This window comes from Nocardia sp. bgisy134, from assembly GCF_057708325.1.
This window is the reverse complement of the sequence record NZ_JBYIRW010000024.1, coordinates 96948-117376: the sequence shown is the minus strand read 5'-3', so window position 1 is coordinate 117376 and position 20429 is coordinate 96948. Positions and strand designations below refer to the sequence as shown.

Sequence of the window (20429 nt, the reverse complement as noted above, 5' to 3'; positions counted from 1 at the left end):
TCGACGCAACGTATTGGAGTTAGTTCTATGAAATTCGCCGCTCCCGGCTTGGTCAGCGGGCTGGCCGGCGCGATTCTGGGGGTGATCGCCGTGCTAGGCATCACCACTGGCGCGCAACAGAATTCGATCCCGTCGCGCGAGACGACCGCTGACCCGGGTTCGTCGCTGGCCAACACGCCGTACGGCAGCCGATGAGGAACGGGCGCAGGACCATCGCCTGCTTCCTCGTCGGCCTCGGCGCGCTGCTGCTCGTGGCAGCGGTCATGATTCCCAGCTACACCGTCGGCAAGGTGGCCAAGACGCCGCTGGACTTGCGGATCACCACGATCGCCAAGAGCGTCCCTGGCGAGGAAAGCCTCGTGCTGGACTCGAGGTCGCTGACTTCGCCGGAGGGCTCGGCCAAGATCGACACGAACGTGCCGATCGTCTCGCAGCGCTTCGTCACCGTCGAAGAGCCCTCCGACGCCGACCAGATGACGCTGCAGGCGGGCCAGACGCTGCGTCGTGACGACCGTGAGGGCGACACCGGCCTGCTCACCGCCTCGATCGACCGTGTCACCATCGATCGCAAGACGGGCGAGCCGGTTCCGATGTCTCCCAACGGTTCCATCGCCGTCTCCGTCGACAGGACGGGCGCCTCGGTGGCCGACCCGTTGCGGCGCGCCGGTCTGCAGTACCGCTTCCCGATCGGCACCGAGAAGAAGTCGTACCCCTACTTCGATCTCAACGCCCGCGCCACCTACGACATCGAGTACGTCGACGAGTCCGAGATCAACGGCGTGCCGGTCTATCACTTCCGCCAGACCATCCCGGTCACGAACATGTGGGACGTCGTGCAGGCGCCGACCAACAAGCTCACCCTCCCCGCCACTAAGTGGGGCCTCGAAGGCGAGGAGCCGGTCACGATGACCCGCTTCTACACCAACACCCGCGACCTGTGGGTCGAGCCGAAGACCGGAGCCGTCCTCAGGGGCGGCGAGCAGATTCATCTGTTCTACGGTCGCAGCGCGGACCGGGTCGACGTCACCGCGCTCAAGTCCCACATCGTCTTCGACGAAAAAACCATCGAATCCCAGCTGGCCGTCACCCAGGAAAGTCTCGACAGACTCACCCTCTTCAGCCAGACCCTCCCCATCGCCCTGGCGATCCTGGGCGCTATCGCCCTCGTCGCAGGCAGCGTCCTCGGCGTCCTGAGTGGCGCATCCCGCGGCCGCCCGGTCGGCCGCCGAACCGAAAGGTTCTAGCGGAACCTATGACCACATAGCTCCACCATCTCGGCCTCCCGTGTCCCACACCGGAGGCCGAGGTGTTTCCAGTTCCGAACCGTCGGCAGGCCGGCGGTCCGGCTCCGGTTCTGCCTGCTGCGCAGGCACGAACGCTTCAGGTAGGCCGATCGACGTCAACTGCCGAATCGTGGCTCGAAGATGCATCGGGGCGTCGATGTGTAGCTCAACAGCGCTGGTACACCGCCGAATCGCCGGAGTGCGGTGACCGGGCGGGTGGGGAATCCGCTCGATCTGCGCATCCAGTCAGCGGCCGAGTCGGCTGGGGACCATGGTCGATGGTGGTGGTCAGGCGGCGGGCGTGTGGCCATGCCTTGGCGAGTGCGAGTAGCTGGCGCAGCTCCGCGGTGAGGTCCCGTGCGCCCGGCTGGACTTGGTGTCGGGGCGTGAACCGGCTCGTGCTCGGGGGGTGCCCGGCAGCTTTGGTGACAATGGCCTCGGCGATGTGGCGGGCATAGATATGTGGGTCCCCGGCTGTGGCGGCCAGATCGTCAGGGCTGTCGCTGTAGCGCTTGAGATGCAGCAGGCTGTCGCGGATCTCGACCGTCATGCGGTGCAGGCGGATGGCCGGGTCTGTTCGGCTGTGGTGGTCGCGCCGCATCTCCAGGACGATTTCGGGTATGGCTGCGGTGAGATCGGCCCACATCGGCTGCAGGCGGCGGCAATATCGGCCGGTGCGGTCCCATCCGATGTGGGTGAGCAGGGTGCTGATCAGCGGCACCGTGACCACGGCGGCAGCGCCGACTGCCGAGAGTAAGAAGCCGCTCCATGCTTTCCAGTGCATCTCGGGATCGAATGACGGTTGGCCTGTCATGACACTGATGGCGGCCTCGAGCGGGTACACGACTGCTATGGCCCCCAGGCCGACTATGGTGCCCAGGAGCGCTGTGTACAGTGCACGTTCCTGCCAGGTGGTGGCGCCTGCGGCGCGCATCTCGCGCACACTTACCCGGCAGCCGAGCAGGGCTGTAGCGCCGAGTGGCAGGGAAAACGCGACCCAGACCACGACAGCCGGCCAGCCGAGGGCTTGGTCGATCAACTGGTCGGCGTTGCGGGCGGGCGTCCCTGCGATCAGGATGACGGCGGTGGCGGTGATCGCGACGAGGTAATAGCGCCACTGCCTGCGCCACGTGTGGGCGGGATCGGCGCCGGCCCACAACTTGACAAAGCCGTAGATATTCGAGACGGCTAACACGGTTGCTCCCAGAGAGAGCTGTCGGGCGATGTTCACCACGTCGCTGTCGTCGCCGGGTAGCAGCCAAGCCAGTGACTGTTCGAACCATGCCTCCCGCAACAGGTATTCGAAGAGACCGGCGACGAGCGCGCGGTTGATGAGCCGGTCGACGATGCTGTCCCGCAACAGCCACCACCGACCGGCGAGCACCAACGTCATACATGTCAGGACGGGCCAGGCGAACAGACCCGGGATCGGGGAGGTCATCTCAGCGGTACCGGTTTCGGAAGAACGTCGAGCGGAACCGGCTCGCCGACCGCTTCGGCAGCATCGCTTCGACCAGCAGCAGGTCGGCGAAGGTCTCGGCGGCGTGCTCGCGCTCGCTGCCGTAGTCTTGGCGGCGCAGTACGCTGCGGATGGATTCCAGCGACAGCGAGGGCATCAATTCGCGCAACGACAGATCAGCCGCGGCGCCACCGGGACGGCTCGCAGTCCCCCCGTGGCCGAGCAGCATGTGACCGATCTCGTGGGCGATGATGTGATCGGCATGCCATTCGGTGTCGGCTCCGTACATGATCACGTCGTCGTCTTCCCGGGCGATCCACAGGCCACTTCCGGTGCCGCATCCGTTCCCCGAGAGTGCGCCGACGTCGATCGGGCACAACGTGATCGGCCGTCCCCGATACTCTGCCACCCGCGCGATGTATTCCGTTATGTCCCATGGGTGGGGGATCGGTACCAGGCGACCCAGTTCCTCGAATCGCGCGGCGAGATCCTCCATGACGCCTTCCCTCGTTGATCACGGTGACCTATGCCGATATTGCGGTGGGCGTAGTCGCCTGCGGAGCATGCTGGTGGACAGTCTATTTCGCAGGCAAATGCTGGACACCTACAAGGTGTTTCTCCGGCCGTGGACACACCGCCGACATAACGTGGTGCCGCCGGCGAGTGCGCGCGCAGCAGGTAACCGAGCCGGGGCCCGGCCGGGAGGGGATGCAGCTGTCGTCTGTCGGATTCCGCCGCGTCGGTCGTCTAGGAGTCGGATTCCGGCGTTCGTCCGGCGGAAGAGGGCGTGGTGAGCGGGTGTCGCCCCATAGTTGGTCCGTCCGTTCCGGAGAAGGAGAAAGAAATGCTGACTGTTCTGCCGATCAGGTACGTCTCGGATGTGCAAGCGTGCCGCGAGTTCTACGCCGGTCTCGGTCTCGCTTTCGACGAGGACGCGAGTGTCAATGTGTGGGCGCAACTTTCGGCTGGCGCCGGGGCGGTCGGGTTGCACGACTTCTCGGTGTCGAAGGGCCGCCCGGCCGGATCGGTCGAATTGGGGTTCGCGACCGACGAAAAGCTCGAGGTGGTCGCGAGCCGGTTGCGTGAGCGGGGCTACGACTACGAGATCTTCGACGAGGACTTCGGCCGCAGCCTCCGGGTCGTCGATCCGGACGGCGTGACGGTCCAGATCCAGGAGATCGACATGGACGTCGCCAGGTCCTCCGAATCCGCTCTGGCGCGTACGGAAGGTGAGTGACGGGCCGTAGCCTGCCGGCGACCTCCCACCGAGTGCGGCCTATCGGTCCATCGGCCATTCCGGTCGAAGTCGGAATGGCCGATGCCGCAGCCGCCGAAACAGCTTGGTGGAAGCGGAGATCGGTCCAGAACTGGCGACGAGATCGTCCCCGATCGAGGCATGGACAGCTCCTCGCCGCAGTGCATGACGGGGTTATCCGACCAGGTCCAGTCCAGGCAATCGGGATTACATGTTGACGTTCAGTGTTGATTTGTAACATACTTCGCCCGGTTCGATGATGATGGGCAGGAGGTGTGTCGGTGACCGACACCGGCCGGGTGGCGCTCGAGAGTCTTCGTGATGCGAGTCAGTTCACGAGTCAGTTCAAGTGGTATGTCATCCCGCTCCTGCTGCTCGTCATCTACGTCTACGCCGTCGAAGTGGAGCGGCGGAACTGGAATGTGCTGTTCGCCGGGCTGGCGTTGTGGGGCGCGGACTGGTTCAACGAGATCTGGAACGCGCTGGTCTTCCACTTCACCGATCGCGCACCGGTGTGGGGTGCGGCCGGGCCGACCGCGTATCAGATCCTCATCGGTCTCAATATCGAGATCTGCTTCATGTTCGCGATCATGGGGATCGCGGCGGCGAAGATGCTTCCGCCGCGGGAGACCCGGATCTTCGGCCTGCCCAACCGGCCGGTTCTCATCGCGGCCAACTCGGCCGCGGCGGTCGGCATCGAGGTGCTGCTCAACAAGGCCGGTGTGCTCACCTGGGAATGGTCTTGGTGGCAACCGAGTTTCCCGTTCCTCATCTGGCTGATCGGCTACGTGCCGTTCTTCGCGGCGTGCTTCTACGTGCACGACCTGCCGTCCGTGCGGTCCAAAGCCCTTGTCGTCGGCGCGATCTTCGGCATCGATGCCATCGCCCTCGTCGCTTTCGGCGCTGCGGGGTGGCTGTGATGTCCCGGCGCGCCATCGAGCGCACCGCCGTCATCGCCGTCATCGGGCTGGTATTCGCCGGGATGACAACGCATTCCGTGACCGTGGCCGACCCTGGTTGTGCGCCGGTGGGCACGGTCGGGAGCCCGGAAGTCGCGGTCGACGAATCCACCGCCGGTCTGGAGGCGCTGGCTCCGGCCGCCGTCGACCTGCCTGAGCAGGTCTGGTTCCGCACCACCGCGGAGTCGTTCAATCGGCGTTGGACATTCGCCACTCGCGAGGGCAATGTCTACGTGAAAGAGGCTGCCGCCCAGGCTGGTTGGCGCACCGTAGAACTGCCGGGCTGTTTGGCCGGTCGAGTCGCCGGTGTCTCCGCCGACGACGACGAGGTGATGGCGATAGACCGCGACGGCCGGTTCTTCACCATGGACCACGCGCTCAGCGCGCCCCGAGACTGGAACTGGAGCAGCCGCTACGGCACGCCGTTGTGGACCGGCCCGGGAAACATACTGCCACCAGGCACACTCGCCTGGTCCTGGTCGGTGCTCTCGCCCAACGAGGACCACGTCTGGCGGGACACGGCGGGCAATGACCACCCGGTCGGCGGGGCGAAGGTGTCGCACGTGTTCGCGCTCACCCACGGCGGACAGCGCATCCAGTACGTCGACCCGTGGCTGCCGGTGGATCACAGCTACGAGATGGCCACGCCGTACGGCGGCCGGTTCCAGGCGGTGGCGCTGTCGACGAGCGCGTCGACCTCCCTCGTCGTCAACCGTTTCGGCGACTTCTACACGCGTCTCTACGATTTCGACATCTCCGGCGCCGACAAGGTGTTCTTCCGCTACTCCTACGAAGATCAGCGCGGACTGCCCGAGGCTCCGGACATGCTCGCGGAACGGGTGGACAACCGCTACGCCGCCATTCAGCTGCCCGCGCCGGACTGGGAGCGACAGCCGAAGGTGCCGGGTGAGATCACCGACCGCATCTCCGTCCACAAGACCGGTCCCGGCTCGTCGGCGCGGGAACTGCGGGTCGAAGGTCGCGACGGTGGTCGGAACGGTTTCTGGACGAAGCGCCTCACCGACGCGTCGTGGACGTTCGTCGCCACCGATCGACCCCTCGTGGGGGCCGTGCTGGAGAACTCGCCGACGGACCGTTCGACGGACACGCTGGCGGCTCCGTCGCCGTACGACTACCAGGGTGTCTCGCCGCAGGGATGGAGTGCGCGGGTGCGCGCCTTCGATGTGGCCGTGACCCCGACTCCGCTTCGGATCGAGTTCGGCGATGGCGGTGGGCTCGGCCTGATCCTGCACACCGTCGACGGACTGCGCCAGACGCCGCAGCAGCCGGGGATCACCGATCAGCCGAGGCATTTCGACGGGACCATCGAACTGTCACCGGATGCGCTCGCGGGTTTGGACGCGCAGTCCGCCGCCGCGCGCGATTTCGCGCGAAACATCCTGGGCGGGAAGCGTTTCACGGATACTTCTGTCGCCGTCACCGATGCCGGGTTCCATATCGCCGCGTTGGATCTGACGTTGAACCGATCCTGATCGGGCCGAACAACTTTCGTAGTGCCCTTGGCCTGGCGCTGAGTTCGGCCTTCGGGATACGGGGCGTGCCGGTCATCTCTCCTCCTACTGTCGACGACTTCGACATGGAGACACCGGCCGCACCGGGGTTGTGGCCCCCGCACCGGACCCGGTCGAGGGATCGAAGCCCCGCCACGGCGCATGCCGCGCCGACCTCGGATCTCGGATAGGGCGTCTTCCTGCTCTCGCCGTGCGGCGCGAAGTAGAAGTCGCCGACGACGAGGGCTATCGGTGTAGCTGCGATCCGTAGCCCCGGCCGTGCGGTGTCCTGCGGCCGGGCGCTACCGCCGCAGGTACGGTCGCGATTGCTGCCAGAAGTACCTCGCGCGCGGTGGTGCGGGCGTAACATGGCGCAAAACTGGACAGTCGTCTACCTAAGGTCCGGTGAACCTAGACCACCTTGCGAGCGCTGTTATGGCTGACCGTGTGCACGCGTTTACCGATGACGTCCTGGCCGACCACGATGCCGTCGCGCTGGCGGCGGCGATTCGGTCCGGCGAGGTGAGCCCGGAGGAACTGGCCCGGGCGGCGATCGTGCGCGCCGAGCGGGTGGAGCCGACGTTGCACGCCATCCAGCACGAGTGCTTCGATCCGCCGCGCTACGCGCGGAAGCGTTCGGGCGTGTGGTACGGGGTACCGACGCTGATCAAGGACAACGCGGATGTGGCCGGGATGCCGACCCGCCACGGCAGCGTCGCGTTCCGCCCCCGGCTCGCCGCGCGCGACGACGCGTACACGCGGCAGTTCCTGAGTACCGGGGTGACGCTGCTCGGCAAGACGCGGATGCCGGAGTTCGGGCTCAACCCGACGACCGAGTTCCAGACCGCGGTGCCGACCGTCAACCCGTGGAATCCGGACTACTCGGTGGGCGGATCCTCCGGCGGCGCCGCCGCGCTGGTCGCCGCGGGAGTGGTGCCGGTGGCGCACGGAAACGACGGCGGTGGATCGTTGCGCATTCCCGCTGCGTGCGCGGGACTGGTGGCGCTGAAGCCGAGCCGGTTCCGGCATCTGGACAATGCCCAGGCTCGTCAGCTGCCGATCAGGCTCGTCTCGGAGGGCGTGCTCACCCGTACGGTACGTGATACCGCGGCGTATACCGCTGCGGCCGAACGCTATTGGCACAACCCGAGACTTGCTCCCATCGGACTGGTCGAGGGTCCGGCCGATCGGCAACTGCGCACCGGTGTACTGCTCGGATCGGGGACCGGCGACGAGCCGGACGCCGAGAGCCGCATGGCCGTCGAGCGGGCCGCGCTGTCGCTGGAGAAAGCGGGGCATCGTATCGAGGAGATGGGCGTGCCGTTCGCCCGGCAGCAGGCCGACGATTTCCTGCTGTACTGGGCGCTGCTGGCGCATATGGCGGCGCTGACCGGCAAGCTTCAGCACGGCCGCTCGTTCGATCGCTCCGCCCTCGACGATCTGACCAAGGGGCTGGCGCGCTACCACCGCGAACGTTTCGTTGGCAGCCCTGCCGCGCTGTACCGGTTGCGCCGGGCGAGGCGGGTCTACGACCGCGTCTTCACCCACTACGACATCGTGCTCTCACCGGTCACCACCCACACCGTCCCACCGCTCGGCTACCTCAGTCCGACGGTGCCCGCCGACGAACTCATCGACCGCTTGCGTCGATACGCCGGCTACACACCGATGAACAATGTCACCGGATCACCCGCCATTTCGGTGCCCATGGGTCTCGGCGACAACGGCCTGCCCGTAGGCGTGATGTGCAGCGCCGCATACGGAGACGAGCGCACCCTCCTGGAGATCGGCTACCTTCTCGAAGCGGACAACCCCTTCCCGCGGATCACCGCGTCGAAGTAGGGCCGTAACCCGCTGCTGGAAACACGGACCTGCTGCGGGTGTAGCGCCGGTCGGTTGTGCACTGGTGCCGAGAAGCCGCGGCCTGCGGTGGTGGCGGCCGGCGGGCGAGGGGCCGACGGATCGGTCCGCCAGGCGCCCGCCGGACGCAGGTTCACAGGAAGGTGCAGGCGGGTCCGCCGCCGGAGCTGTCGACGTAGCCTGCGCGCAGCATGCGCAGCAGCAGGCAGAGGGATTGGGTGGCCGATCCGGCGGACGCCGACCCGCTGTCGGCTACGGGAGCGGGCGTTTGGTGCGGCGCCGCGGACGCCATGCCCGCAGGGACGAGGAGCACGGCGGAGATGGCCAGGCCCGCGATGGTTTTTCTCATCATGGACACGGAGTACTCGGCGAGACTCCCCGCCGCACACGACGTGAATGCCGTCGCCCCCGATGCTGGGGTACGGCAGTGCCGCTGCCGACCAGGTGCGGAGGGTGAGGAGCGAAGGCGGTCGTCTGCTGCGAAATTTTCCCGCATCACACCCATCCATATTTCGATCGGCAGCGAAGCACCTCTTATGCGGGAAAAGGTGAAGAATGTCCGATGAGTCGGGGAAGCGCGGCCTGATCCGGCTGCGCCAGTCCCCGGCGGACAATGGGACGCGCGCCCCGCAATGCTCCACCCGAGAGGCGGGCGCGGCGGCCGAACGCAGTCGATGGCTCGCGGATTTGCTGGCCGACATCGGATCGGGCGACCGGGATGCCTTCACCGAGTTCTACCGCGCGACCAGCCATCGCGTCTTCGGCCTCGCGGTGCGCATCGCGCGCAGCCAGGCCGCGGCCGAGGAGATCACCCAGGAGGTCTACCTCCAGGCGTGGTCGACGGCGGACCGGTACGACCGCACCAGGGCCAGTCCGATCGGCTGGCTGATGATGCTCACGCACCGGCGCGCGGTCGACCGCGTCCGCACCGAGCAGTCCACCGCCGATCGGGACATCGTCTACGGCCACAGCCATCTCGGCCGCGACCACGACATCGTCGCCGAGGCGGTCGACCAGCGCCTGGACGAAGAATCGGTGCTCGAGTGCCTCGGCACACTGACCAGCACCCAGCGGGAAGCATTGGCGTTGGCCTATTACAGCGGGCGCACCTACCGCGAGGTCGCCGACCAGCTCGACATCCCGCTGCCCACAGTCAAGAGCCGCATTCGCGACGGACTGCGGCGATTGGCGACCTGCCTGAGCGGAGGTGAATCCGGTTGATCGACGCCGAGTCTCCCGACCCGGACCTGCTCGATCTTGCCTTCCCGTATGCGATGGACGCCGTCGACGCCGACGAGCGTGCGGCCATCGAGCGGCGGGTGCGCGCGGCGGACCCGGCCACCGCCGCCGCCTTCGAGAACACCGTGCGCGGCGTCCGCGAGACCGTCGCGGCGATGACGGTGGTCGACAGCGTCACGCCCGCCGCCGGTCTGGAGATCGCCGTCCTGTCCGCCATCGACGGGACCACGGATCTGCGGTCGCGTCGTCCGAGGTGGCGGTGGCTGGCGGCGGCGGCCGCGCTCATCGTCGCACTGGGCGCGGGGACGGGAGCCGTGATCTTCGCGGGCCGCGACACCGGACCGATCACCCTCGACGTGACGGCCCAGCTGGTGCACGAACAGCCCGACACCAGGACCCGCTCGGCGGCGGTCGAAGGCGGCGGGGCGCTGCTGGTGACCACCTCCGCGCAGCTCGGCGCGGCGACGGTCAACTTCGACGGGGTCGCCGGACCGGTGCGGGGACAGTCCTATCAGCTGTGGCTGGTGCCGGCGGACGGTACGCCGCGCTCGGCCGGTGTGCTGCCGCAACTGCCCGCGCCGGACGCGCCGTTCGTCACCAGGTTCCTGCCGACCGACACCTTGGCGATCACGATCGAACCGCCCGACGGCTCGCCGCAGCCGACGTCCACGCCGATCACCACCCTCGCCCTCGGCTGATCCGCGGCGCGGACGCGATCGCCGAATTCGCCTCCGCGGCCTGGTGCGCGCACGTATTCTGGCCCGAATCCGGGCCCTGCCGCACCTGCCGAGGAGGTAACGATGCGAGCGCGCATGTCCGCCCTGTGGCGGCACCTGGTACGCGGGCTGTTGCTGTACGGCGCGAGCGTCGGCGGTTCGACCCGCTGCCACGACGAATGGCTCGGCGCGGACGCCCCTGCGCAGCACCGGGATTGGGCGATACCGCACCACTGGTACGACGCCGCCCACCGGTGAGGGTCAGCGCGTTCCCCTGGTGGGTCCCGCGCTGATGTCGGATTCCGGGGCGGGCTCGACCGGAGGCTCGGGCCGCCACGCCTCCTGGACGCCGGGCACCCCGTCCTGCACGACGAAGCTCGCGCGGGTGTGGATGGGCGCACCTCGGCGCCGGATGTAGGGCACCACCCGAAAGTCGTTGCGCCACATACCATGATCCAGCTCGACGCGGACGTAGCCGCGCTGCGCATTGAAGAACTTCAGGTCGGGGTTGGCGGCGAGCAGGCGTCGGCCGATGTCGTTCATGTCCGCGCCGTCGCTCCCGCTGGTGATCGAGGTGCCCGTGAATTCCGAAGCCACCACCGGTGATTCGGGATCGGTGTAGTCCCGACGCAGCTGGGTGGCGTGGTTCTGGTGCCGGTCGCCGGTGATCACCACCAGGTTGCGTACGCCGCGGTCCGTGGCCGCGCCGAGCACGGTGTTGCGGTCGGCCACGTACCCGTCCCACGAGTCGGTGGACACGCTCAGATCCGGCCCGGGATCGGTGTCGGTCTGGCTCATGCCCACCTGGTTGCCGACGATCTGCCAGCGGGCGGGTGACGCGGCGAAACCGTCCAGCAGCCAATCCCGTTGCCTGGCACCGAGAATCGTGCGGTCGGGATCGAGGCGTTCGTCGCAGTCGGCGGTGACGTTGCCGCCGCACGCCTGCGGCGTCCGGTACTGCCTGGTGTCGAGCATGGTGATCTCCGCGAGGTCGCCGAACCGGTAGCGGCGGTGCAGATGCATGCCGGAACCGCGCGGCAATTGGGCGATCCGCAACGGCTGATGTTCGTACATCGCCTGGAAAGCGGCGGCGCGGCGGCGACGGAACAGCGTGGGGACGAGGTGGATGTCGATGCCGAGGCCGGGCGAGTTCGCCGCCCAGTTGTTGTCGACCTCGTGATCGTCCATGGTGACCAGCCACGGAAACGCGGCGTGCGCGTCGCGCAGCGGTTGCTCGGCCTTGTACAGGGCGTAGCGCAGCCGATAGGTGGGCAGGTCGACGGCCTCGTCCTGAAACTCCGGTCCCGTCGAAAGCCCTTGGCGGCCTTGGGTCCACGCGCGCTCGTAGATGTAGTCGCCGAGGTGCACCACCAGATCCAGGTCTTCGTGGGCCAGGTGTTCGTAGGCGGTGTAGTAGCCGGAACTCCACGACTGACAGGAGGCGAAGCCGAATCGCATGCGCGCGGTCGGGCGCCCCGGCGGCGGCGCGGTGCGCGTGCGCCCGACCGGCGAGATCACCGAGCCCGCGCGGAAGCGGTAGTAGTACCAGCGATCCGGTGCGAGTCCGTCGATCTCCGGGTGCACGCTGTGCGCGAGTTCGCGGGTCGCGACGGCGGAGCCGCGGACCACCACCTGGCGGAAGAGTTCGTCGTCGGCGACCTCGTAATCGACGGTCACCGGGTGATTCATCATGCCGCCGTGGCCGTCGGGTGCGAACGGGTCGGGCGCCAACCGGGTCCACAGGACGACGCCGTCCGGCGTCGGATCGCCCGAGGCGACTCCGAGCGTGAACGGATCCTCCGACCAGCGCGGTGTGCGGAAGCGCCCGCTGCTCGCGGCCGAGGCGCCGACGAGCACCGCGGCCGATCCCGCGGCGCCGAATCTCAACAGCTGCCGACGAGACAGGTCCATATGTCACGGTACATCGGGCCGCGCACGGCGCTGGTCCGCCGACCGCGCGGCGAGCGCTCGGCGGGGAAGGCCGCGCCCTCAGGCGCCCTGGAGCCGGATCTCGCTGGAGAGTTCCGCCGCCACTTCGCTCAACCGGGTCCTGTCCGGTGCGGCTCCGGTGCGGCCGGCCACCTCGTCGCGGCTGGCGATGGTCAGCCCGTCCGGGGCGCCCTCGGTGATTTCGACGCGCCCCTCGAGCAGGACCAGGCACGCATCAGGACCGGCGGCGAGCAGCCGGCGCAGATCGTCCTCGGTGACCGTGGAGTGGGGGCGCTTCTCGTTGTCGTCGTCCATGCCGACCGTGTGCCCTGCGGACTCGGCGGGAAACCCGGATGCCGAACGGCCGCGCATCGCACCGGAGTGAAACGCGCGGCTTCCGATACGACGGTCCGAAGCTGGGTAGCCCATCTGTGACATGGACCGACGACGAGAAAGGCGTGCGCGATGACTCAGTCCAGCGTGACTCGGAACCTGTTCGTCGATATCGCCGAGCGCCTCGACCAGCCGCACCGCATCCGGCGGGCGCAGCCCGCGGCGGCGTGAGCGGGATAGGCCACCGCCCGCGCGCCGCCGAGCGGCACGGTGTGGGCGGAGAGCGAATGTCCGGGTTCCGTCGCGGCGCACTGCGGTGGCGCCCATCCGAACTGGCCGGTTGCACCGTGCTCCGGCCTACTGGGGTCTTGGACTGGGACGGTTGTCGCCGTTTCGGCGACGACCTGGTGCGTTACGCCATCGACCACCCGCGCGCGGTGATCGTGGCGGTGGACGACCTCGACCTGGTCGAGGATGCGGTGGCGACGGCCTGCGCGTCCGCCCGGGTGCGGGTCGACGATTGGCCGCACGTGCCGATCGTGCTGGTCGCCGACGGGATCGCGAACCCGACGGCAACCGTCGCGGCCAGGCACCGGGTGCCGGCTTTCGAGTCGGTCGAGGCGGCGCTGCGGTCGCTGCCCGACGCGCCCCCGCGGCGGGAGGCGTCGATCGAGCTGGCGCCGAGCACGATCTCCTCGATGAATGCCCGGCGATTCGTGACCCGCATGTGCGATCGCTGGGGTGTAGGTCAGGTGCGCACCGACGCGCTGCTGGTGGCCACCGAGCTGGTGGAGAACGCGCTGCTGCACGCCTTCGGCGAACTACGGCTGTGCCTGGAATTCCAGCACGGGTTGCTCACGATCGCGGTCGCCGACGCCGATCCGCACGAGGCGATGTTGCGCGAACCAGCCGCCGGGCACCCGGCCCGGTTCGGCCTGCACGTGGTCGCCTCGCTGGCACGGGCATGGGGGTGCGCACCGCGCTGGCCGGTCGGCAAGGTGGTGTGGGCGACGCTCGTGGATCAGGGGCGTCCGCTGCTGTCGTGAGGTGGGCAGGGTTCGCGCCTAGCCGAACAGGCCGCCGAGCACGCCACCGCTCTGCCCGGCCTGCTGGCCGCCGCCGGTGCCGCCGAGCATCCCGCCGGGCGGCAGCTCCGAGGGCTGCACGATGACGAAACCGCGGCCCGAGAAGGCCAGCGTGATGCCCTCGCCCGTGCTGCGGCCGATGAGCCTGCCGAGCCCGAACGAGTCGTTGCGCTTGATGCCGGTCTGCAAGCTGGACGACCACGCCACCGCGGCCTGCGGATCGGCGTAGGTCGGCTGGTCGACGTTCAGCACCACCGGTGTGCCGTGGGTGGTGATGGCGATCCGGCCGCGCCCGGTGAATACGCAGTTGAAGAGTCCGGCGTTGCTGGCGAAGCCTGCCGCGCCCTGGACCATCTTGATGTCGTAGCGCAGCGTGGAGTCGAAGGCGAGCACGTTGCTGCCGTTGATGGTCAGCCCATCGCTGCCGTCGAGATCGATGATGTGCACGTCGGCGGCGGAGTTGGCCAGGAACAGATCGCCGCGGCCGGACACCTTCATCAGCGGCACCCCCTCGCCGGTCAGCCGCTGCTGGATGGCGCGGCCGATGCCGCCCGAGCCCAGCGCCTGGAACTGCAATTCGCCCTGGTAGGCGACCATGGATCCGGCGCGTGCCATGACCTCGCCCACGAGGCCGACCTTGATCATCTTGCCGCCCTGTTTCTGGATCCCGACGCCGCTGACCTCGGCGTGGCTCGGGTTGAACAGATCGCTCTGCATCGGCAGCGCTCCTTGCTGGGGTGTCGACATCTGCGGGGGAGGGAACGAGCCGGACGGTGGCTGCCCGGCGGGGGGATAACCCGGTGCGGGCGGTGTTCCGTATCCGGCCGCCGGGGTGCTCGGGTAGGCGGGGGCCGGAGAGGACGGGGCGCCGTAGCCGCCTGGCGCGGGGCTGCCGCCGGGGTGGTGCGCCGGTGGCGGTGCGGCGGGGTAGGACGGTGGTGGTCCGGCCGGGTACGACGGTGGCGGGGCGGCCTGTGGTGTGGTCGGTGGCGGCGCGGGTTGCGCCGGGGCGGGCTCGTCGTCGACGTTCACGCCGAACGCCCTGGCGATCCCGGCGAGCCCGTCGTCGTATCCCTGGCCGACGGCGCGGATCTTCCACCCACCGCCGCGGCGGTAGATCTCCACGCACACCACGGCGGCCTCGGTGCTGAGCCCGGTCACCGGGAAAGTGATCGTGCCGGAATCGGATCCTATGGTCGCGGTGAGCGAGCCGGCGCCCGCGAAGGTGCGCGGGCCGCTGCCGTCCAGGCTGGCGGTGACCACGACCTTGTCCACGTCGGCGGGCAACGCGGAGGTCTGCACGTCGACCATGTCGCCCGCGCCGCGCCCGTGCCGATAGGTGACGCCGGGGCCGACCGGCTGATTGAAGAACACGAAATCGCCGTCGGAGCGCACCCGGCCCGCGGCGTTCAGCAGCAGGGCGGACACGTCGACGGCCGCGGTGCAGGTGACGGTGACCGTCATCCGGTCACCGGGTGCGGGCCGGTTCTCGCCGCGAGCCAGCGCGGTCACGCCGGGCCCGCCGTCGCGCCGCGTCGCCATGACATCGAACTCATGGTCACGAGTGTGTCGCGCCGTCGCGCGGCGCGCCACCTCGTCCGGTGAGTCGAGCCGGATCGTCGTCGTGGCCGCGACCCCGAGAGCGTCGTCGGCTCGGGCCGCGCCGTGCCGGAATCGAAGGTCCACTGTGAGATCGGCTCCGCCGCAAGCTGATACGTGGCGCATTCGAGAAATCAACCGAATTTGATCATCGAATTCGCACGAATATGAAGATCAAATGGTGTTACCTCGGCACAATGCCCTGTTAGCCCAGAATTAACGGTGATAATTGGCACAATATTGAAAGTGGATTTGTGGTTTTCTTTTTCCTAATGTTGCTGATGCGCGCCTGTGATGGCGTCGTTATCCATCTGTGAAAGGAAGCTCCACGCATGTTCTCTCGTAAGGCCCTCGCCACCGCCGGTGCCGTCTCCGCTGCCGCCGCCATGTTCTTCGGCCCTGTCGCGGTGGCCTCCGCCGATCAGTCCGTCCCGCTGGAGCTGACCCCCGTCGCCTCCGACTCGTCCACGGGCTCCTCCGGCACCGGTTCGGCCTCGGGCTCCGCCGACTCGGGTTCGTTCAGCGGCTCGTCCGCCGGTTCCAGCATGCTCGACTCCGGCAGCTCGGCCTTCGACGGCGGCACCTCCGCCATCGTCAACATCATCGACGCGATCACCGGCGTCAACGAGCTGACCCAGGCCAAGCCCGCCGCCTGATTCTCTCGGTAGCTCGCCGCTGCGCCAGCCTTGCCCCTTGGGGCTGGATTCTACGTGCCGCTGAGCATCAGCGATTGCACGCTATTGCAGTGAATTTGCCGGAATTTGATCATTCGTCCGCTGCGTCGGGGTAGGCGCGGCGGGGGAATCCGCTCGATTCTGTTTGCCCGCCAAGGAGATAGCGTTCCGCACTGTGGGTGCGGAGCTTCCTGAACACGAGTTTCGTGCCGTCCGGCGAACCTGCCGGACGGCACGAAGTTCTCTGGGGAGTTCGAAACGTAACCCTCGTCGCGGGGTGCCGGGGACGTGCGGCAGCGCCTGCCGCACCGACCACCCACAGGGTTGACCGCACCGAGGCCGCCGGGCAGGGTGGGGCGATGGGCAGCGAAGAGGTGCGCGCGGGCGTCACGCTGACGAATCTGGACAAGCCGCTCTTCGACGGGGCGGAGGCGACCAAACGGGATCTCGTCGACTACCTGGAGTTCATCGGCGACCGCTTGGTGAACCAGCTGCGCGGCCGCCCGCTGTCGGTGGTGCGCATCCGGCCGGGGCAAGAGCCGTTCATGCAGAAGAATCTGCCCAAATACACCCCCGAGTGGGTGCCCCGGACCACGCTGTGGGCCGAGAGCTCCCGCCGCGAGGTGACCTATGCCCTGTGCGACGACGTGCGCACCCTGCTGTGGTTCGGTAATCAGCGCGCCGTCGAGTACCACCCGACGCTGCTGACTGCCGACTATTCCGCCGGGCCGACGCATCTGGTCCTCGATCTCGACCCCTCGCCCGGTCAGACCTTTCGCCACGCCGTGCTCGCCGCCGAGCTGATCCGCGCGGCGCTGGCCGCCGACGGGCTCTCGGGTGCGGTGAAGACCAGTGGCGCCAAAGGGGTGCACGTGTTCGTCCCGGTCGTCGCGGGCACCGCGGTCGAGGACGCCGCTGCCGCCACCCGGGCGATCGCCGCCCGCGCCGAGCGTCTCGACCCCGGCCTGGCCACCACCGCGTTCATCCGCGAGGACCGCGAGGGCAAGGTCTTCCTCGACTCCACCCGCGCGGGCGGCGCGACCGTGGTCGCGACCTACAGCCCGCGCATCCGCCCCGGCGTCCCGGTGTCGTTCCCGGTCGGCTGGGCCGACCTCGCGGACGCGAAGCCGTCCGATTTCACCCTCCGCACCGCCCCGGACCACCTCGGCGACCGCGACCCTTGGGCCGACGAAATGCCTGCCCCGCAACAACTTCCGGCCGACCTGATCGCCGAAGGCCACACCATCCCCGTCGCCAGGGTCCAAGCCATGCACGAAGGCAAACGCCGCGCCAAGGCTCGTCGCACCTCCTGAACCCGTCCCACAAGGCCAGTGCACGCCGCACAAAAACCGGTGGCGTTGTGAGGCGCGGGAATGGTGTGTGGGAGTCAGGGGATGCGGGCGACGCCGGCGAGCATGGAGACCGCCTCGGGGCGGGGGTGGGCGCGCCAGACTTCGGGGCGCCAGGTCATCACCGAAGTGATGCCGGGCGCGACGAGGTCGAAGCCGGTGAAGAACTGGCGGAATTCGGCGGTGGAGCGCAGCTGGAAGGGGACGCCGCTGCGCTTGTTGGCCTGCTTCGTCTCGGCGAGGTCCTCGTCGGTGAGGTGATCGCTGGTGGCGTGGGTCATCACCAGGTAGCTGCCGGAGGGCAGCGCCTCGCAGAGCTGGCGCACCAGGCCGTAGGGCGCCTCGTCGTCGGTGATGAAGTGCATGATGGCCACCAGCATCAGCGCGACGGGCTCGGTCAGATCGAGCGTGCAGGTGAGGTCCTGGTGGGTCAGGATCCGATCCGGGTCGCGCAGATCGGCGTCGAGGTAGGCGGTCGCGCCCTCGGGTGAGCTGTCCAGCAGCGTGCGGGCGTGCACCAGCACGATCGGGTCGTTGTCCACGTACACGATCCGCGATTCCGGTGCGATGCCCTGCGCGATCTCGTGCACATTGCCCGCGGTGGGCAGTCCGGTGCCGATGTCGAGGAATTGCCGGATGCCCGCCTCGGCGGCCAGATACGTCACCGCGCGACGCAAAAAGTTGCGGTTCTCCACCGCGGCGAGCCGGACGGTCGGAAAGGCTTCGGCCACCGCGTCGGCCGAGTCCCGGTCCGCCGGAAAATTGTCCTTTCCGCCGAGCCAGTAGTCGTACCGGCGCGCCGGGTGCGGTTTGCTGACATCCACCCTGGCAGCTGCCGATTCCGAGTCCACCGTGCCCTCAATTCATCTCGACTACGCTCATCATGTCAGCTCGAGTTGCGAACCGGTAGCGAGGGTGAGAACTCGCACGGCCCCCGGAAGGCTCCGTCATGCAGTTGCAGTACAGCCCATACGATTTCGACGTCCACCGCGATCCCTATCCGTACTACGCAAGGCTACGCGCGGAGGCGCCCGTCTTCCACAACCCGGCCGACGACTTCTACGCCTTCTCCCGGTATGCCGATATCGTTGCCGCACTGCGTGATTCGGATCGGTTCTCCAGTGCCAACGGATTACGGATGGAGCCCGCGTTCTGGGGACCGCAGGCCGAGCGGTTCTTTTCCTTCGTCGCCATGGACCCGCCCAAGCACACCCGGTTGCGTGGTCTCGTCGCCCGCGCGTTCACCAACCGGCGGGTGCAGGAATTGCAGCCGCGACTACGCGAGATCGCGCGCGGGCTGTGGCGGCCGCTGCTGGAACGCGAAAGTTTCGATCTGATGGCCGATTTCGCGGGTCCGTTCCCGACCGACGTGATCTCCGAACTGGTCGGCGTCCCGGAGGCCGACCGCGACATGCTCCGCAAACTGGGCATGGAGATCATGTACACCGACGAGGAATCCACCGATCTGCGCCCCGAGGCGATGCAGGCCATCGGCACGCTGGTCGGCTACTACACCGAGCTGACCATCGAACGCAGCAAGACCCGCCGCGACGACCTGCTCTCGGGTCTGCTGGACGCCGCGGACGGCGACGACCGGCTCACCCCCGAGGAGATCGTCGGGGTGTTGATCCTGCTGGTCGGCGCGGGCATCGAGACCGCCATGCTGACGCTGGGCAACCTCTGGCATGCCGCGTGGCAGCACCCCGACCAGCGCCGCGAGGCCTTCGACGGACGCATCGACGAGTGGATCGCCGAGGGTATGCGCTACGAACCCGCCACCCAGTCCCAGCTGCGCAGCACCACCGAGCCGATCACCCTGCACGGCGTCGACATCCCGGCGGGCGCGCGCATCCTGCTGCTGACCGGCTCGGCCAACCGCGACCCCGAGGTCTTCGCCGACCCCGACGCCTTCGACCTGGACCGCGACACCGGCGCCGCGCTGTCCTTCGGCAGCGGCCGCCATCACTGCCTCGGTGCGAACCTGGCGCAGCTGGAACTGCGCGTCGCGCTGGAGGAGATCGTCGGCACGATCGCCGACTACGACATCGACGCCGCGAACCTGCGCCGCGTCCACTCCTCGAATAACCGCGGCTTCGCGAGCCTGCCCACCACGGTCACCGCTCGCTGAGCGGAACGTCGACGGGGTGGCCCGCCACCCCGTCGACGCCCAGCCGCAGGGCCTCGTCGACCTTGGCGCGGAAATGCGAACACGAGCGGAAATCCGGTGCGCCGCAATCCAATGCGTGCTCGATGGTGTCCAGCGCCGCGGTGGCGCGCGCGATCCGCACGGCCAGCTGATCGCGGTGCGCGCGCAGGAGTTCACGGCGCGCGTCGCGATCGGCGGCGCTCTCGAACAACCGGGCGATCTCGGCCAGCGACAGCCCGACCCGCTTGCCGAGCAGGATGACGGCCACGGTCTCCGCGTCGTCGGCGCGGTAGACGCGGCGGCGGCCGGAATCGCGGCGCGGCGCGAGCAGGCCGAGGTCCTCCCAGTGGCGCAGCACATGGGTCGCCAGGCCGAATCGCGCGGCCAGTTCGCCGATCGTCAAGGCGGATTCGGACATATCAGGACCCGGCATATCAGCACCCTATGTGTCACTCGGCGCCGGCCGCGCCGCTCAGGCCGCGCGCGCCGTCCACTGGGCGTACAGCCCGATCGGATACCCGCGTGGACGCACGACCTTCCTGCGCACCGTCGGCGTCGCGAAGCGCGCGCCCAACGCCGACCGTATCGACGCGTCGCGGACGAACCGGAAGTCGTAGAGGGCCAGCGTCCCGCGCGGGCGGAGCACCCGCTCCAACTCCGCCGCCGCCGCGACCGGATCCGGCCACTCGTGCATGCTCAGGCTCGAGACGATCAGGTCGAAACTGTTGTCCGGGTAGGGAAGTGCGCCCACATCGCCCACCGACAATTCGGCGGCGTGCCCGGTCAGATTGGCCCGGGCCAGCGCGATCATGTGCGGCGAGAGGTCCACCCCGTGCAGCAGCAGATCCGGTCGCCTGCGGGCGAGGTGGGCCAGCAGCAATCCCGGTCCGGTCCCGACGTCGAGCACCGCCTCGCCCGTGCCGGTCGAGGCGGCCGCCTCGTCGGCGATGTGCCGGTACAGCCCGCCGAGCAGCTTGGTGGCGCGCCGGTCGTAGCCGCGGCTTTCCTGTTCTCCGAACTCGGTCATCTCAT

General features: G+C 68.5%; 22 protein-coding genes. 13 read left to right on the top strand and 9 right to left on the bottom strand.

The genetic code is table 11. The annotated features are described in order from the left end of the window. Positions 1-27 precede the first annotated feature (27 nt). Complete coding sequence (locus tag AC3ERS_RS32360; protein WP_431971936.1) at positions 28-195, top strand: DUF2613 family protein; 168 nt, start codon at positions 28-30, stop codon at positions 193-195. After that, positions 192-1244 carry a cell envelope lipid trafficking protein PgfA gene (gene pgfA / locus AC3ERS_RS32355; RefSeq protein WP_431971935.1) on the top strand — a complete coding sequence of 351 codons (1053 nt, stop codon included), beginning with the start codon at positions 192-194 and terminating at the stop codon, positions 1242-1244. The genes AC3ERS_RS32360 and pgfA overlap by 4 nt, the downstream gene beginning before the upstream one ends. Positions 1245-1449: 205 nt before the next feature. Here the strand turns inward: pgfA and AC3ERS_RS32350 are convergent, their stop codons facing one another. Continuing rightward, positions 1450-2724 (bottom strand): MAB_1171c family putative transporter, encoded by a 1275-nt coding sequence (locus AC3ERS_RS32350; RefSeq protein ID WP_431971934.1) that lies wholly within the window; start codon positions 2722-2724, stop codon positions 1450-1452. 1 nt (position 2725) lies between these two features. Further along, positions 2726-3238: a hypothetical protein gene (locus AC3ERS_RS32345; RefSeq protein WP_431971933.1), complete on the bottom strand. Its 513-nt coding sequence runs from the start codon at positions 3236-3238 to the stop codon at positions 2726-2728. A gap of 348 nt (positions 3239-3586) precedes the next feature. Between AC3ERS_RS32345 and AC3ERS_RS32340 the strand changes: the two genes are divergently transcribed. The 4 genes from AC3ERS_RS32340 to AC3ERS_RS32325 all read left to right on the top strand — a co-directional run bounded on the left by AC3ERS_RS32340 (position 3587) and on the right by AC3ERS_RS32325 (position 8309). Then, a complete protein-coding gene (locus tag AC3ERS_RS32340) occupies positions 3587-3979 on the top strand; it encodes a VOC family protein (protein ID WP_431971932.1) in 393 nt (130 codons plus the stop codon). A gap of 299 nt (positions 3980-4278) precedes the next feature. After that, complete coding sequence (locus AC3ERS_RS32335; RefSeq protein WP_431971931.1) at positions 4279-4917, top strand: hypothetical protein; 639 nt, start codon at positions 4279-4281, stop codon at positions 4915-4917. After that, complete coding sequence (locus AC3ERS_RS32330) at positions 4917-6449, top strand: hypothetical protein (RefSeq protein WP_431971930.1); 1533 nt, start codon at positions 4917-4919, stop codon at positions 6447-6449. The genes AC3ERS_RS32335 and AC3ERS_RS32330 overlap by 1 nt, the downstream gene beginning before the upstream one ends. Positions 6450-6902: 453 nt before the next feature. Further along, entirely contained in the window at positions 6903-8309 is a 1407-nt protein-coding gene (locus tag AC3ERS_RS32325) for an amidase (RefSeq protein WP_431971929.1), read from the top strand. A 151-nt stretch (positions 8310-8460) separates the two neighbouring features. Here the strand turns inward: AC3ERS_RS32325 and AC3ERS_RS32320 are convergent, their stop codons facing one another. After that, positions 8461-8679, bottom strand: coding sequence for a hypothetical protein (locus AC3ERS_RS32320; protein ID WP_431971928.1), 219 nt, complete (start codon positions 8677-8679; stop codon positions 8461-8463). A 203-nt stretch (positions 8680-8882) separates the two neighbouring features. Here AC3ERS_RS32320 and sigK point away from each other — a divergent pair, with 203 nt between their 5' ends. From sigK to AC3ERS_RS32305, 3 genes are all read left to right on the top strand, one after another. Then, positions 8883-9548 carry an ECF RNA polymerase sigma factor SigK gene (gene sigK, locus AC3ERS_RS32315; protein WP_431971927.1) on the top strand — a complete coding sequence of 222 codons (666 nt, stop codon included), beginning with the start codon at positions 8883-8885 and terminating at the stop codon, positions 9546-9548. Further along, on the top strand, positions 9545-10264 hold the full coding sequence (locus tag AC3ERS_RS32310; RefSeq protein WP_431971926.1) for an anti-sigma factor: 720 nt from the start codon (positions 9545-9547) through the stop codon (positions 10262-10264). The genes sigK and AC3ERS_RS32310 overlap by 4 nt, the downstream gene beginning before the upstream one ends. Positions 10265-10366: 102 nt before the next feature. Beyond that, positions 10367-10540, top strand: a complete 174-nt coding sequence (locus tag AC3ERS_RS32305) for a hypothetical protein (protein WP_431971925.1) — start codon at positions 10367-10369, stop codon at positions 10538-10540. Between the two features lie 3 nt (positions 10541-10543). On the opposite strand, the gene AC3ERS_RS32300 is transcribed toward AC3ERS_RS32305, so the two are convergent. Both AC3ERS_RS32300 and AC3ERS_RS32295 read right to left on the bottom strand, forming a co-directional pair. Next, entirely contained in the window at positions 10544-12193 is a 1650-nt protein-coding gene (locus AC3ERS_RS32300; RefSeq protein WP_431971924.1) for an alkaline phosphatase D family protein, read from the bottom strand. Between the two features lie 78 nt (positions 12194-12271). Continuing rightward, positions 12272-12583 (bottom strand): hypothetical protein, encoded by a 312-nt coding sequence (locus AC3ERS_RS32295; protein ID WP_431971923.1) that lies wholly within the window; start codon positions 12581-12583, stop codon positions 12272-12274. Positions 12584-12831: 248 nt separating this feature from the next. On the opposite strand from AC3ERS_RS32295, the gene AC3ERS_RS32290 reads away from it, so the two are divergent. Further along, on the top strand, positions 12832-13590 hold the full coding sequence (locus AC3ERS_RS32290) for an ATP-binding protein (protein ID WP_431971922.1): 759 nt from the start codon (positions 12832-12834) through the stop codon (positions 13588-13590). 18 nt (positions 13591-13608) lie between these two features. Here AC3ERS_RS32290 and AC3ERS_RS32285 read toward each other — a convergent pair whose 3' ends face one another. Further along, entirely contained in the window at positions 13609-15093 is a 1485-nt protein-coding gene (locus AC3ERS_RS32285) for an AIM24 family protein (RefSeq protein ID WP_431971948.1), read from the bottom strand. A gap of 467 nt (positions 15094-15560) precedes the next feature. On the opposite strand from AC3ERS_RS32285, the gene AC3ERS_RS32280 reads away from it, so the two are divergent. Together AC3ERS_RS32280 and AC3ERS_RS32275 are read left to right on the top strand one after the other, a co-directional pair. Continuing rightward, a complete protein-coding gene (locus tag AC3ERS_RS32280; RefSeq protein ID WP_431971921.1) occupies positions 15561-15884 on the top strand; it encodes a hypothetical protein in 324 nt (107 codons plus the stop codon). Positions 15885-16261: 377 nt separating this feature from the next. Next, a complete protein-coding gene (locus AC3ERS_RS32275; protein WP_431971920.1) occupies positions 16262-17215 on the top strand; it encodes a DNA polymerase domain-containing protein in 954 nt (317 codons plus the stop codon). A 74-nt stretch (positions 17216-17289) separates the two neighbouring features. Here AC3ERS_RS32275 and AC3ERS_RS32270 read toward each other — a convergent pair whose 3' ends face one another. Continuing rightward, a complete protein-coding gene (locus AC3ERS_RS32270) occupies positions 17290-18102 on the bottom strand; it encodes an SAM-dependent methyltransferase (protein WP_431971919.1) in 813 nt (270 codons plus the stop codon). Between the two features lie 98 nt (positions 18103-18200). Here AC3ERS_RS32270 and AC3ERS_RS32265 point away from each other — a divergent pair, with 98 nt between their 5' ends. Beyond that, on the top strand, positions 18201-19379 hold the full coding sequence (locus AC3ERS_RS32265; protein ID WP_431971918.1) for a cytochrome P450: 1179 nt from the start codon (positions 18201-18203) through the stop codon (positions 19377-19379). Here the strand turns inward: AC3ERS_RS32265 and AC3ERS_RS32260 are convergent. Both AC3ERS_RS32260 and AC3ERS_RS32255 read right to left on the bottom strand, forming a co-directional pair. Next, positions 19366-19830 carry a MerR family transcriptional regulator gene (locus tag AC3ERS_RS32260; RefSeq protein ID WP_431971917.1) on the bottom strand — a complete coding sequence of 155 codons (465 nt, stop codon included), beginning with the start codon at positions 19828-19830 and terminating at the stop codon, positions 19366-19368. The two genes, AC3ERS_RS32265 and AC3ERS_RS32260, sit on opposite strands and share 14 nt — an antisense overlap. 39 nt (positions 19831-19869) lie before the next feature. Next, entirely contained in the window at positions 19870-20424 is a 555-nt protein-coding gene (locus AC3ERS_RS32255) for a class I SAM-dependent methyltransferase (protein ID WP_431971916.1), read from the bottom strand. Positions 20425-20429: the final 5 nt, after the last annotated feature.

Excerpts from the sequence above, each read along its gene's own strand:
- AC3ERS_RS32325 (WP_431971929.1), top strand. The coding sequence starts at position 6,903 with ATGGCTGACCGTGTGCACGCGTTTACCGATGACGTCCTGGCCGACCAC.
- AC3ERS_RS32260 (WP_431971917.1), bottom strand. The coding sequence starts at position 19,830 with ATGCCGGGTCCTGATATGTCCGAATCCGCCTTGACGATCGGCGAACTG.
- AC3ERS_RS32345 (WP_431971933.1), bottom strand. The coding sequence starts at position 3,238 with ATGGAGGATCTCGCCGCGCGATTCGAGGAACTGGGTCGCCTGGTACCG.
- AC3ERS_RS32295 (WP_431971923.1), bottom strand. The coding sequence starts at position 12,583 with ATGCGCGGCCGTTCGGCATCCGGGTTTCCCGCCGAGTCCGCAGGGCAC.
- AC3ERS_RS32300 (WP_431971924.1), bottom strand. The coding sequence starts at position 12,193 with ATGGACCTGTCTCGTCGGCAGCTGTTGAGATTCGGCGCCGCGGGATCG.
- AC3ERS_RS32330 (WP_431971930.1), top strand. The coding sequence starts at position 4,917 with ATGTCCCGGCGCGCCATCGAGCGCACCGCCGTCATCGCCGTCATCGGG.
- AC3ERS_RS32290 (WP_431971922.1), top strand. The coding sequence starts at position 12,832 with ATGTCCGGGTTCCGTCGCGGCGCACTGCGGTGGCGCCCATCCGAACTG.
- AC3ERS_RS32340 (WP_431971932.1), top strand. The coding sequence starts at position 3,587 with ATGCTGACTGTTCTGCCGATCAGGTACGTCTCGGATGTGCAAGCGTGC.
- AC3ERS_RS32350 (WP_431971934.1), bottom strand. The coding sequence starts at position 2,724 with ATGACCTCCCCGATCCCGGGTCTGTTCGCCTGGCCCGTCCTGACATGT.
- AC3ERS_RS32280 (WP_431971921.1), top strand. The coding sequence starts at position 15,561 with ATGTTCTCTCGTAAGGCCCTCGCCACCGCCGGTGCCGTCTCCGCTGCC.
- AC3ERS_RS32255 (WP_431971916.1), bottom strand. The coding sequence starts at position 20,424 with ATGACCGAGTTCGGAGAACAGGAAAGCCGCGGCTACGACCGGCGCGCC.
- AC3ERS_RS32360 (WP_431971936.1), top strand. The coding sequence starts at position 28 with ATGAAATTCGCCGCTCCCGGCTTGGTCAGCGGGCTGGCCGGCGCGATT.
- AC3ERS_RS32320 (WP_431971928.1), bottom strand. The coding sequence starts at position 8,679 with ATGATGAGAAAAACCATCGCGGGCCTGGCCATCTCCGCCGTGCTCCTC.
- pgfA (WP_431971935.1), top strand. The coding sequence starts at position 192 with ATGAGGAACGGGCGCAGGACCATCGCCTGCTTCCTCGTCGGCCTCGGC.
- AC3ERS_RS32305 (WP_431971925.1), top strand. The coding sequence starts at position 10,367 with ATGCGAGCGCGCATGTCCGCCCTGTGGCGGCACCTGGTACGCGGGCTG.
- AC3ERS_RS32275 (WP_431971920.1), top strand. The coding sequence starts at position 16,262 with ATGGGCAGCGAAGAGGTGCGCGCGGGCGTCACGCTGACGAATCTGGAC.
- AC3ERS_RS32285 (WP_431971948.1), bottom strand. The coding sequence starts at position 15,093 with ATGACGGTCACCGTCACCTGCACCGCGGCCGTCGACGTGTCCGCCCTG.
- sigK (WP_431971927.1), top strand. The coding sequence starts at position 8,883 with ATGTCCGATGAGTCGGGGAAGCGCGGCCTGATCCGGCTGCGCCAGTCC.
- AC3ERS_RS32265 (WP_431971918.1), top strand. The coding sequence starts at position 18,201 with ATGCAGTTGCAGTACAGCCCATACGATTTCGACGTCCACCGCGATCCC.